The sequence below is a fragment of the Pseudomonas sp. LB3P81 genome, from assembly GCF_054897965.1.
Genome location: NZ_JBUBVG010000001.1, coordinates 605,953 through 618,799, shown reverse-complemented (window position 1 = coordinate 618,799; position 12,847 = coordinate 605,953). Strand labels below are relative to the sequence as shown.

The window sequence follows — 12,847 nt, the reverse complement described above, 5'->3', positions numbered from 1 at the left end:
TGGATGTGAATTTAATGTGGATTTTTGACGCCGATTAGCGATTGGTTGAGTTTTTTTTGATTCAGGTCCCAGCACCACGGAAGTTAGGCAAAGGGCCGGTATTGGATCAACGTTGAAGCCGGGGCTGAATTTCGGCAAGCTCGCTTTTTTCCCATCGAGACCTTTATGCCCGCCGATGATGATGGTCCGCTGCAAACCCAGGCCACGCGCGAGACGGTCATGCGCTATCACCTGCGCTGGAAACACCGGGACCTGGACGGGGTCATTGCGCTTTATCACCCGGATGTTCAATACAACGATTTTTTCCAGAACCGTGTGATGGGGCTGGACGAGTTGCGCGAGTACGTGCGCAGCAGCATGCCGCGCGATCCCGATGAGGCGCTGGAACACTCGGACCGCATTCGACTGGACGGCAATACGGCATTCATTCAATACCGCATCACCCTGCGCGGCGGTGAAGGGTTGGTGTCATTTCGCGCCAGTGAAGCGATTACCGTGCGCGACGGGCTGATCTGGCGGGTCAATGAATACGCCTCGCTGGTCTATGAGCGGCCCGTCAGCAAAACCGCCAACAATCAGCGGCCGGCCGCCAGCCGACTCGGGTTATCACCGCGTCAGCTGAGTTTCATGGCTGAAGACCTACAACAGTATTTCCAGCGTCAGCAGCCCTATCTGAATCCCGAGCTCGACCTGCAACGGGTGGCGAAGGAGTGCGGCTACAGTCGCAATCAGATTTCCTATCTGCTGAATCAGGTGCTGGGCCAGAGTTTCTATCGCTACGTTAACCAGGCGCGGTTGCAGCATCTGCTCGTAGCGCTGGACACCGCCACGCCGCCACTGCGGATTGATGAACTGGCGTTTGCCGCCGGCTTCAATTCGCTGTCGGCGTTCTACAGCTGCTTCCGTCAGCACACCGGCCTGTCGCCGAAGGCCTACGCCAAACAAATTTCTTTGCGTGCACGCGCGCAAGACAGCCTCTGAGCCCACGCACTAGGATCAACGCCATCGAAGTTTGAGTGGCGGAGTCTTGCATGCCGGCGTGGCGCACTATCAGTTTGTGGATGGACCAACTCGACGAGGCGTTGTTGGCGCGTCCGGCGTTGGAGCAGGATCTGGACGTCGACGTCGCCATCATTGGCGCGGGATACACCGGACTCTGGACCGCGTACTACCTCAAACGCCTGGCGCCGGGCCTGGACATCGCCATCATTGAAGCGCAGACCGCCGGTTTTGGTGCCTCGGGACGCAACGGTGGCTGGCTGATGGGCAACATCCTCGGCGAAGACCGCTTGCTGGCCGATCTAACGGCCGAACAGCGTCGTGCCTCTTACGATCTCCTGCACAGCATTCCGGATGAAGTCGAAATTGTCCTCGAACGTGAAGGTATCGACTGCGACTATCGCAAAGGCGGGGCGCTGTATTGCGCGGCGCGCTATCCGGAACAGGAAGCCAGCCTGCGGCGCTATCTGGACAAGCTCTATCAACAGGGCCTGACCGAAAGCGATTACCGCTGGCTCAGCCCGGAGCAGTTGGCGCAACAGATCAGAATTGCCAAGCCTTATGGCGGTATCTATGCACCGCACGTTGCAACCCTTCACCCGGCAAAACTGGTGCGAGGCCTGGCCCGGACGGTGGAGAGCATGGGCGTCAGGATTTACGAAAACAGTCCGGTCAGCCACTGGCAATCGGGCAGCCTGCGTACGGCGAAAGTCGCCGTGCGCAGTCGCTGGATCGTTCCGGCGGTAGAAGGTTACGCGACTACGCTGCCACCGTTGGGTCGTTATCAATTGCCGGTGCAAAGCTTGATTGTGGCGACCGAGCCGCTGTCCGCGGCGACTTGGGACGAAATCGGCCTGAGTCGCGGCCAGGCGTTCGGCGAAAGCAGCCGTCAGGTCACTTACGGTCAGCGTACGGCGGATAACCGCCTGGTGTTCGGCGCACGGGGCGGCTATCAGTTCGCCGGCAAACTGCGCCATGACTTCGACCTGACCAGCAGCGAAGTAGAGCTGCGCCGTTACCTCTTCGGCGAGCTGTTCCCGCAACTCAAGAACGTACGCATCACCCACGGCTGGGGCGGCAACCTGGGTATGTCCCGACGGTTCAAGCCGCACATGTTGTGTGATCAGGCCAGCGGTATCGCCTTGTCCGGCGGTTATGGCGGGGAGGGCGTCGGTGCCAGCAACCTGGGCGGACGGACTCTGGCCGATCTGATCCTGCAACGTGACACCGGGCTGGTTCACCAGCCATGGGTCATTCCTCAAGGCGGTCTCGGTGCGCTCAAAGCCTGGGAACCGGAACCCTGCCGCTGGCTCGGCTACAACGCGATCATCCGCAGCTTCGTCCTCGAAGACCAGACCCTGGCCAACCCTGCCACTGCGCCTTGGCGACGCAAACTGGCCAGCGGGGTTGCCGGGTTCATGGAAGGTTTCATGCAGTAATCGGCGCTCTCTACATCGACAGGTACTCCCATGAGCATCACGCAATTCAAGAACACCGCAACCCTGAAGCTGGACGAATCGAACCCGGTCGCCGTGCCGCTGGGCACACCCGTGGCGGTGGCATCCACCACCAGCGTCGAGCGCGACGATGGCGTCGAAACCGGCGTCTGGGAATGCACCCCCGGTCGCTGGCGCCGGCAGATCGTTGCCCAGGAATTCTGTCATTTCATCCAGGGGCGCTGCACCTTCACCCCAGACGACGGTGAAACCCTCCACATAGAAGCCGGCGACGCACTGATGCTGCCAGCCAACAGCCTCGGTATCTGGGACATCCAGGAAACCGTGCGTAAGACCTACGTGTTGATTTTTTGATCCTCTGATTGCCTGCCGGCCCTTCAATAAAAACAAAAATAACCCACACAGGAATCCACTCATGATCCGAAAGACCCTGGCACTGGCCCCATTGGCGCTCGTCGTGTCCCTCAGCCACGCGGCCGAAACCGTCAAGATCTACAACTGGTCGGACTACATCGCACCGGACACCACCAAAAACTTCCAGACAGAAACCGGCATCGGCTTCAGCTACGACGTCTACGACAGCAACGAAACCCTCGACGGCAAGTTGATGACCGGTAAATCCGGCTACGACGTGGTGTTCCCGTCCAACCACTTCATGGCCCGGCAGATTCAGGGCGGCGCGCTGAAGAAGCTCGACAAGAGCCAGTTGCCGAACTGGAGAAATCTGAATCCGGTCTTGCTCAAAGCGTTGCAGGCCAACGATCCGGGCAACGAGCACGGCTTCCCGTACCTGTGGGGCAGCACCGGCATCGGCTACAACATCGCCAAGGTCAAAGCGGCATTGGGCGATAACGCGCCCGTGGATTCCTGGGACCTGATCTTCAAGCCCGAGAACATGGCCAAACTGCAGAAGTGCGGCGTGGCGATCCTCGACAATGGCCCGGAATTGCTCCCGGCGGCGCTGAACTACCTGGGCCTGCCGCATCACAGCAAGAACCCGGAAGACTACAAAAAGGCTGAAGCGCTGCTGATGAAAGTCCGGCCTTACGTCAGCTATTTCCACTCCTCCAAGTACACCAGCGACCTTGCCAACGGTGACATCTGCGTGGCGGTCGGTTTCTCCGGCGACATCCTTCAGGCCGAAAACCGCGCCAGGGAAGCCAAGAACGGTGTGGACATCGGCTACGCGATTCCCAAGGAAGGCGCCGCCATCTGGTTCGACATGGTTGCCATGCCCGCCGATGCCCCGGACGGAAAAGCCGGTTACGCCTTCATGAACTACCTGCTGCGCCCGGACGTCATGGCCAGCATCAGCAACTACGTGCATTACGCCAATGGCAACGAACAGGCTGACAGCCTGATAGACCCGGCGATCAAGAACGACACCAAGGTCTACCCGAGCCCGGAAATGATGGGGAAATTGTTTGCTCTGGAAGCGATGCCGCTGAATGTAGACCGGATTCGGACGCGGGTGTGGAACAAGATTCGCACCGGCAGCTGACAGGCGGAATCAAGCCATCGGGACAGGATGTCCCGTGGCGCAATCAGCCGATCGGCTCGTTCGTACAACTCATTCGCCCCGATCCCGGCATCTGGAAAAAGGCCTCGATGCCGTTTTGCCAGAAGCTGTAGTTCCCCCGGTAATCCTTGCCGTTGTATTGGGTTGCGAAATCATTCGGTACCTGGATAAGGGTGACAGAGGTATTCGCCCATTTCAGGTACACCACGCGCGGCTCGACATTGAAGAAAGTGGCGGCAATCAACGCGTTGAACCCTGCGCAACGGAAGGCTACGGGGCCATCGGTGAGTCTGCTCGGATCCTTGGTTCGCGCAATCGCCGAGCCCTGACGAAGCTGATGCGCACGCTCGGCATAACTGCGGATCGTGCAGGCCTTGGGATCTGCCCCGGCAGAGCACTGATTGCGGGCGTCGACCCAGAACCGCTGTTCGATCTCGACTTTGTCAGGACGCGGCACCGAATGATCGTCCGTGAGCGCCAAGCGATACAGGCGCGTCAGTTCAATATCCATCTGCTTCAGTTGTGGGGTGCGGCAGATCAGCTTCTCGACGGTTGCGCTGGCCGTGGCGCAATCGAAGCTGGTTGCCAGGACCGTAGAAGTCTCGGCATTTGCGCAAAGGTTCGTTGCCGCGCACGCGCTGGCGGCGATGAGAGCGGCCAAAAAGGGCGTGACCATTTTCATGTCGGCTTCACCCGGATCATTTCGTGAGTCCCGTGGTGCGATGGGAACCATGCATCGTCATTCGTTTACATGGGCCGTATCGCAGTTTAAGGCAGTGTGCGAAACCTGCCACATCGAGGAGGGCTCGGGAGGAACGATAACGCCGGTTGGGGTAGGCTGGACAGTGTTTCTGGAGTGGGGATTGTGATTTCCCGAAGGTGATTCGGTGCCTGCTGGCCTCTTCGCGAGCAAGCCCGCTCCCACAGGATGCACGCCAACCCTGTGGGAGCGGGCTTGCTCGCGAAGAACGATAACGCGGTCCTCAGTCTTCCTTGCGAACCGTGGCCACGTCATCAACCTTGACCTTCACTTTCGTCCCGGAAATATCTTCGAATTCGTAAAAGCCTTCTTTGGTATTGGCTTTCGGCATGTCCTTGGTCAAATACTGGGTGCCGTTCTGCAGGGTCACCACCGTTGGCGTCGAGCAACCAGCCAGGGCCAGCAAGGCCGCCACTGCCAGGGGTAAACCCAGAGTCTTGATATTCATAACCACCTCTCATCCTCCAAAAAAACAGCGCGACTGCTTCGAATCCTTCAATCGTCACTGTACCTCTAACGCGGTTGGTACGACGGATCCGCGGAAAGTTCGACGGGGCATTGAAATATTTTCGGATCACGTCGCCGCTTATCCTTTTCCGTTTGCACCGGACAGGGCGTTGCTGGTATCTGTGCGCATAACCAGTACTCGTTCCCCATGGCCCTGTTTTCCCGTGACCACAAACCCTCTCGACGATCCGTTCTATTACTTGAACAACTTCATGCAAGTGCTTGATTGGCTTGAACATCGCTATACCAATGTGCTGAGTGTCGAGGAGCATGCCTTCATCCGTGATTTCAACCGGTTGCCCCGGGAATCCAGCGCGTTGCTGGTACGGATGGTGATGCGCAGGGGGATTCACTTTCGGGCGAGCAAACTGCATTACCTCGAGATTGGCGACATCGCCAGCGCCGCCGGGCCATTGCTGGAACTGGGCTGGATCGATGAGCAGGCGCCGCTGCCACTCGAAACGTTATTCGACGTGTTGCTCAAGGCGGAAATTGTGCAGTGCTTCGGCACCGCCATCGAACAGCCCAAAGGCAAAAAGACCGACTGGCTCCCGACCCTGAGAGAGCAGTTTCCCGAAGCTTTCAGCTTTACCCATTGGTGCGCACCACTGGAGGACCGGTTGTTCAGCCTGACCATCATGGGCCTGTGTGATCGTCTGCGCCTGATGTTCTTCGGCAATCTCTATCAGGACTGGTCGGAGTTCGTGCTGGCCGACCTCGGCATCTTCACCTACGAAAAAGTTGAGTTCTGCGCCGAATCCCGAGGCTTGCGCAGTCGCGAGGACGTGGATGCCTGTCTCTTCCTTCACGAATGCCTGCAGCAATTCGAGGCCGGAGCGGCGGTGGCGCACATTGTCGAACAGATCAACGGGCTGACACTGACCAATCCCTGGTTGCAGAAACGGCGCGGCAAGCTGTTGTTCCAGATCGCTCAGCACTGCGAGCGCATGGCGGATTTCGCCAATGCGCTGAGCATCTACCGCGACTGTGCCTGGCCCGGTGCGAGGTCGCGGTTGATTCGTGTGCTGGAGCGCTGCGGCGAGTATCAACTGGCTATGGACCTGGCCACGGTTGCTGGCCAATCGCCGGAAAGCCCTGCCGAACAACAGCAGCTTTTGCGTGTGTTGCCCAGGCTGCGGCGCAAGCTCGGCGGGCCGCCAACAAAACGTTCGTCCCCAAGGGAAATGCTACGCCTGGACCTGCGACTGCCCAGAACCGACCCGGAGTTGTCGGTGGAGTTTTACGTACAGGCGCATCTGGCGGAGGATTCGGCACCGGTGCATTACGTCGAAAACAGCCTGATCAACTCGCTGTTCGGGTTGCTGTGCTGGCCGGCGATCTTCGCGCCCTTGCCGGGGGCGTTTTTCCACCCGTTCCAGCGTGGGCCGGTGGACCTGCTCAATGAAGACTTCCATGCACGGCGGGCCGATCTGTTCCAGGCCTGTATCGCCGAGCTCGATGACGGACGTTACCTCCAGACGATCCGGGAGCGCTATGCCGCCAAGTGGGGCGTGCAATCGCCCTTCGTGTTCTGGGGCGCGTTGAACGAAGAATTGCTCGATCAGGCGCTTGATTGCCTGCCGGCCGAGCACCTCAAACACTGGTTCAACCGTTTGCTGCTGGACATCAAGGCCAACCGCGCCGGCATGCCGGACCTGATCCAGTTCTGGCCGCAGCACAAGACCTACCGCATGATCGAAGTCAAAGGCCCTGGCGATCGCCTGCAAGACAACCAGTTGCGCTGGCTCGAGTTCTGTCATGAACACCAGATGCCCGTTGCCGTCTGTTACGTGCAATGGGCGGAGCAAAGCGCTTGAGCTACAGCATCGCGGTGCGGGCGTTGTGTGAGTTCACCGCCAAGGTCGGCGACCTCGACCTGCGCTTCACGCCATCGCCGACTGCGCTGGAGGGTATCGTCGGCCACCGGACGGTGGCGTCCCGGCGTAGCGACGGTTATCAGAGCGAAGTCACGCTTGAAGGCCAGTATCAAACGTTGAAGGTCAAGGGCAGGGCGGACGGCTACGACCCGGCGCAAAACTGCCTGGAAGAAGTCAAAACCTACCGCGGCGACCTGAACAAGCAACCAGCCAACCATCGTCAACTGCACTGGGCGCAGGCCAAGGTCTACGGCTGGTTGATGTGCCAGAAACTGGAGCTGGCGCAGATCAACCTGGCGCTGGTGTACTTCGACATCGTCAGCGAAAAGGAAACCTGTCTGGTCGAGGCCTTCAACGCTGAAGAGCTGAAGGTGTTCTTCGAACACCATTGCAAGCTGTTCCTGCGCTGGGCCGAACAGGAAATGGCCCATCGCGAAGCACGCAACGGCGCGGCGCAGCAACTGGCGTTTCCCCATGCTGACTTTCGTCCGGGGCAACGGCATCTGGCCGAATCCGTGTTCAAGGCCGTCAGCACCGGCCGTTGCCTGATGGCCCAGGCGCCGACCGGCATCGGCAAGACCGTCGGCACGCTGTTTCCGATGCTCAAGGCCCTGGCGCCGCAGCAGCTGGACAAGGTGTTTTTCCTCACGGCGAAAACCCCCGGACGCAAACTGGCGCTCGATGCGGCGCAGGTCATTCTCGACAGCGCCATTACGCCACCGTTGCGTGTCCTGGAAATGATCGCCCGGGACAAGGCCTGCGAGCATCCGGACAAGGCCTGCCATGGCGAATCCTGCCCGTTGGCCCAGGGTTTCTATGATCGGTTGCCGGCCGCGCGCCAGGCCGCCAGTGAGCTGTCACTGTTGAATCAGAACGCCTTGCGCGAGGTGGCCCTGAAGCACAACGTCTGCCCTTATTACTTGAGCCAGGAAATGGCCCGTTGGGCCGACGTGGTGGTCGCTGACTACAACTACTATTTCGATTTCAGCGCGCTGCTGTTCGGGCTGGCCCAGGCCAACAACTGGAAAGTCGCGGTACTGGTGGACGAAGCCCACAATCTGGTGGAACGCGGACGGCAGATGTACAGCGCCAGCCTTGACCAGTCGACCCTCAACGGTGTGCGCAAAACCGCTCCCGAACCGTTGAAGAAAGCCTTGCAGCGGGTCAATCGTGAGTGGAACGCCCTGCATAACCTGCAACTCGCGCCGTACCAGGCGTACGACAAACCCCCGGAGAAATTGCTCCAGGCATTGTCGTCATGCAGCGCGAGCATCGGCGATTACCTCAACGATCATCCTCAAGGCCTGGACAGCGCCTTACAGAGTTTCTATTTCGACATGCTGCAATTCTGCCGGGTAGCCGAATTCTTCGATGAGCAGTTCCTGTTCGACATCAGCAAGCGCGACCTCGACCGCAAACGCAACCTGTCGCAACTGTGCCTGCGTAACGTGGTGCCCGCCGGTTTCATCCGCCCGCGCCTGACGGCGGCACGCAGCACGGTGCTGTTTTCCGCGACGTTGAGCCCCCGGCATTACTATGCCGACCTGCTCGGGACACCCGCGAACACGGTCTGGATCGACGTCGAATCGCCGTTTCACGCTGACCAGTTGAAGGTCCATGTCGTCAGCCAGATTTCCACCCGGTTTGTGCATCGGCAATCTTCTCTGGCGCCGATTGTCGAGCTGATTGCCAGGCAGTTCAGCCAGCGACCCGGCAACTACCTGGCGTTTTTCAGCAGCTTCGATTACTTGCAGCAAGTGGCGCAGTTGCTGGCCGAGACACATCCACACATCAATCTGTGGTCGCAAACCCGAGGCATGGGGGAAGGACAGCGTCAGGACTTTCTCGATCAGTTCACCGCGCACAGCGAGGGCATCGGCTTCGCGGTGCTGGGCGGGGCGTTTGGCGAGGGCATCGACTTGCCCGGAGCCCGGTTGATCGGCGCATTTATCGCCACCCTCGGACTGGCGCAACTCAACCCCGTCAATGAACAGTTGAAACATCGGATGTCAGCGATTTTCGGTGCCGGTTATGACTACACCTACCTGTTTCCTGGCGTGCAGAAAGTGGTTCAGGCGGCGGGACGCGTGATCCGTACCCAACAGGATCAAGGGGTGGTGATGCTGATCGATGACCGGTTTGGCGACAGCAAGGTCAGGCAGCTGTTTCCGCGCTGGTGGTCGGTTGCTCCGCCGATTTCGCTCTCTGTCGAGTAGGATTTTTTACCTTAAAAAACATCGACATACCTTGAAAACTACGGCCGTTTGAACAAACGACGAATCACCGCTTTATTGATAGGGCAAGTCATCACTTTCAAACCCGTCTTTGATAAGGAAATCAAGGTATGTCAGAAGCACCGAAATACACGTACACCTCCGACCAGGTTACGGATGCATTCGATGAAATAATAGCGACGCTGTTCAAGGGCATCACTGCCGAGGACACGCCAAAAATGCTGGTGGTTGCCGGGCTACAGTCCTCGGGCAAAACGTATCTGCTGGAAAAGACCCTCATACCGTCAAAGCGCTACGACAACTATGTTCGTTTGTACCTTCCCGAATACCGGAAAAAACACCCTCAATATGAGGAGATGATCAAACTTGGCGTTCTGCATGCCTACGAGCATACGGACGCGTTTGTTCGGGAACTCAGCACGAAGATCTTCGTGAACGCATTCGTCGCCAAATACAACATCATCATGGAGTGCGCGTTCGACAGCATCGATTTCGCGACTTTTCCATCGGGGGCAACAGCCCAAGGCTATCAATTCGAGAACCACATTGTAGGTTGCACTCAAGAGTTCGCTCATGTGTCGAGCATCAAAAGAGCACTGAAAAGTCTGGAAACCAAAGAAATGGAAAGGTTCCTCCCGGCATCGAAGCTGGAGACCAGCATGGGTTACGCGCAAGCGATCATTCTTGCTTTTGATACAGCTGCGAAGGCGATCAGCGGTGGGCAAACCTGCTTGTACGAGCGCGGATTCGACGCGCTGCAAGAGCGAGTCCTGGTCGCTCAGAGCACCTACACAAAGGCTGCCGGAGGGGCGGTCACCACAACGACAACCAAAAAGGAATTTGCGTTCAGCGACTACTCCAACATCATCGACAATCAAGTCTTCGCGATTCGCGAACGCGACCAGGTCGTAAAGGAATGTCACGTTGCGCTGCATAAAACACAGGGCCATGCCAAGGATGTCCCTGACTTTGTCTACAACGACCTGTATGGCTACATCGTCAAATACGTGTACCGATAACGCTTTACGCCCAGTGCTGCTTTTCGGCTTTCCAAAATCCCGGTTTGTCGCATACTCCTCAAAAAGCATTCCTGACGTGAGGGCTCAATGAGCGAAGATCGAACCAAAGCCAGCACCATCGAGGACGGGCGTTTTCGCCTGTTGATCGATGCGGTGATTGACTACGCGATCTACATGATTGATCCCGACGGCATCATCACTAGCTGGAATGCCGGTGCCAAGCGCTTTAAAGGGTATGAGGAAGCCGAAATTCTCGGTCAGCACTTCTCGCGTTTCTACACGGAAGAGGATCGTCTCAAGGGTTTGCCCCAACGGGCGCTGGATACGGCGATTCGCGAGGGGCGGTTCGAGGGGGAAGGCTGGCGGGTTCGCAAGGACGGTACGCATTTCTGGTGCCACGTGGTGATCGATCCGATCCTCGATCCGACGGGCAAGTTGCTGGGATTTGCCAAAATCCCCCGGGACCTGACCGACCGCAAGATGGCCGAAGAAGTCCTCAAGCAAAGCGAGCAGCAATTCCGGCTATTGGTTCAAAGCGTCACGGACTACGCCATCTACATGCTCGACCCTGATGGACGACTGACCAACTGGAATCCTGGTGCCCAGCGCATCAAGGGTTACTTGCCGGAAGAAGTGATCGGCCAGCATTTTTCGATGTTCTACACCCCGGAGGATCGCGAAGCCGGCGAACCGCAACGCACGTTGACCATTGCCGTGCGTGAGGGACGGTTTGAAAACAAGGGTTGGCGACTGCGCAAGGACGGTACACGGTTCCTGGCGCATGTCGTCGTCGACCCGATTTGGGGCGACACCGGCACATTGCTCGGTTTCGCCAAGATCACCCGGGATATCACCGAAGCGACCCACGCTCAACAGGCCCTTGAGCAAACCCGGGAGGCGCTCTTTCAGGCGCAAAAAATGCAGGCCATCGGGCAACTCAGCGGGGGCATTGCCCATGACTTCAATAATCTGCTGACAGTGATCCTTGGTAATCTGGAAATCGTTCGCAAGCGCGTGGGGGATGATTCGAAAATCACGCGCTTGCTGGACAACGCCACTCAGGGCGCCTTGCGCGGGGTTTCGCTGACCCAACGCATGCTGGCGTTTGCGAGACGTCAGGAACTGAAGACCGAGTCCGTCAAGATTCCAACATTGGTAGAAGGTATTACCGGCCTGTTACGCAGTTCCCTCGGGCCTTCCGTGGTACTCGAAACCCATTTTCCGCAAGAAGTCGAACCGGTTCTGGCCGACGTCAACCAGCTCGAACTGGCGGTCCTGAACCTGGTGACTAACGCCCGTGACGCCATGCCCCACGGCGGGAAAATCCTGATCAGCGCAAGATCTGAAGAAGCCGGCGATCACACGTCGCTCACCTCGATGCCGGGCCGTTATGTCTGCCTGAGCATCACCGATTCGGGGGAGGGCATGGATGACGAGACACTGGCCGTGGCGATGGACCCGTTCTTTACCACCAAGGGCGTCGGCAAAGGTACGGGGCTCGGGCTGTCGATGGTTCATGGCTTCATTGAACAATTGGGTGGACGATTCATTCTCAAGAGCCAGAAGGACAAGGGAACCACGGCCGAACTGTGGATCCCCGTTGCCACGCAGGGCTCGGTTACCAGGCCTGACCAGGAGGAAGCTGCGCCGCCGGTGTCGCGTCTGTGCGTGCTGGTGGTGGATGACGACAGCCTTGTGCTGACCAGTACCTGTCTGTTGCTCGAAGATTTGGGGCATCGGGTGATCAGTGCACCCTCCGGGGCTCATGCGCTGAAAGTGTTCGACAGCGAAAAGGCCATTGATCTGGTCATCACCGACATGGCCATGCCGCAAATGAACGGCGCACAACTGGCGCAGGCGATCCGAACCCTCAAACCGGACCTGCCGATCATCCTCGCCACGGGTTACGCCGAGCGGCTGGAAGGCTTTGCGACCCGACTCCCGCGTCTGTCCAAGCCCTTTACTCAACTCAATCTGGTGGAAATCATTGCCTCGACCATGAAATGACCGGCGTATTCATTGTCCGGTCTCGGTGCCTGGGTTCTTTTTGAAACCGCGCAGGTTCGCATCGTGCATGGCCAACCTCAATCCCGAGTGGCGCAAACTCTTCACCCTGGTGGTGCCGCCGTTTCTGGCGTTGTTGGGGCTGCTCAGCTCGCTCAACGCCTGGCCTGGCATTCGCGCGGCGTATGACATCATCGATCACTGGCACTTCAAACAAAGTGAATTGCTGCGCAGTGAACCCTTGATGGGACTCGCCTACGACGAGTCACCGCTGTTCAGCGAGATGGAGTCGTCCCACAAGGGCTACCGCAAGTCGCTGTTGTTCTCGGTGCGTACACCCTGGATTTTCGCCACGTTCTGGGTGCTGCTGGGCAGTTACGCGGTTTTCATTCAGGTCACAAACCCCGGCGGATAATCGTGAAAAGCAAAAGGCCCGGCGTTTAATGTAATGTTGTTCACTTAAGAGAGTCT

General features: G+C 58.3%; 10 protein-coding genes and 1 pseudogene. 9 read left to right on the top strand and 2 right to left on the bottom strand.

The genetic code is table 11. From position 1 onward, the window contains the following. Positions 1–165: 165 nt before the first annotated feature. From ACYZTL_RS02840 to ACYZTL_RS02825, 4 genes are all read left to right on the top strand, one after another. Positions 166–981 carry an AraC family transcriptional regulator gene (locus ACYZTL_RS02840; protein ID WP_461950492.1) on the top strand — a complete coding sequence of 272 codons (816 nt, stop codon included), beginning with the start codon at positions 166–168 and terminating at the stop codon, positions 979–981. 50 nt (positions 982–1,031) lie between these two features. Further along, complete coding sequence (locus ACYZTL_RS02835) at positions 1,032–2,438, top strand: NAD(P)/FAD-dependent oxidoreductase (RefSeq protein WP_461950491.1); 1,407 nt, start codon at positions 1,032–1,034, stop codon at positions 2,436–2,438. 30 nt (positions 2,439–2,468) lie between these two features. Next, complete coding sequence (locus ACYZTL_RS02830; protein WP_262166214.1) at positions 2,469–2,810, top strand: cupin domain-containing protein; 342 nt, start codon at positions 2,469–2,471, stop codon at positions 2,808–2,810. 61 nt (positions 2,811–2,871) lie between these two features. Beyond that, positions 2,872–3,957 carry a polyamine ABC transporter substrate-binding protein gene (locus tag ACYZTL_RS02825; protein ID WP_461950490.1) on the top strand — a complete coding sequence of 362 codons (1,086 nt, stop codon included), beginning with the start codon at positions 2,872–2,874 and terminating at the stop codon, positions 3,955–3,957. Positions 3,958–4,000: 43 nt separating this feature from the next. On the opposite strand, the gene ACYZTL_RS02820 is transcribed toward ACYZTL_RS02825, so the two are convergent. Together ACYZTL_RS02820 and ACYZTL_RS02815 are read right to left on the bottom strand one after the other, a co-directional pair. After that, on the bottom strand, positions 4,001–4,657 hold the full coding sequence (locus ACYZTL_RS02820) for a hypothetical protein (protein ID WP_461950489.1): 657 nt from the start codon (positions 4,655–4,657) through the stop codon (positions 4,001–4,003). 301 nt (positions 4,658–4,958) lie between these two features. Then, entirely contained in the window at positions 4,959–5,183 is a 225-nt protein-coding gene (locus ACYZTL_RS02815) for a YgdI/YgdR family lipoprotein (protein ID WP_461950488.1), read from the bottom strand. A gap of 223 nt (positions 5,184–5,406) precedes the next feature. On the opposite strand from ACYZTL_RS02815, the gene ACYZTL_RS02810 reads away from it, so the two are divergent. From ACYZTL_RS02810 to ACYZTL_RS02790, 5 genes and pseudogenes are all read left to right on the top strand, one after another. Next, the gene (locus ACYZTL_RS02810) at positions 5,407–7,059 is read left to right on the top strand and encodes a VRR-NUC domain-containing protein (protein ID WP_461950487.1); all 1,653 of its coding nucleotides are present in this window, start codon (positions 5,407–5,409) and stop codon (positions 7,057–7,059) included. Continuing rightward, positions 7,056–9,335 carry an ATP-dependent DNA helicase gene (locus ACYZTL_RS02805; protein ID WP_461950486.1) on the top strand — a complete coding sequence of 760 codons (2,280 nt, stop codon included), beginning with the start codon at positions 7,056–7,058 and terminating at the stop codon, positions 9,333–9,335. Before ACYZTL_RS02810 ends, ACYZTL_RS02805 begins: the two co-directional genes overlap by 4 nt. Positions 9,336–9,463: 128 nt before the next feature. Next, entirely contained in the window at positions 9,464–10,372 is a 909-nt protein-coding gene (locus ACYZTL_RS02800) for a zeta toxin family protein (RefSeq protein WP_461950485.1), read from the top strand. 87 nt (positions 10,373–10,459) lie between these two features. Beyond that, a complete protein-coding gene (locus ACYZTL_RS02795) occupies positions 10,460–12,379 on the top strand; it encodes a hybrid sensor histidine kinase/response regulator (RefSeq protein WP_461950484.1) in 1,920 nt (639 codons plus the stop codon). A 55-nt stretch (positions 12,380–12,434) separates the two neighbouring features. Further along, positions 12,435–12,791, top strand: a pseudogene (locus ACYZTL_RS02790) (hypothetical protein); the annotation flags it as partial. Positions 12,792–12,847: the final 56 nt, after the last annotated feature.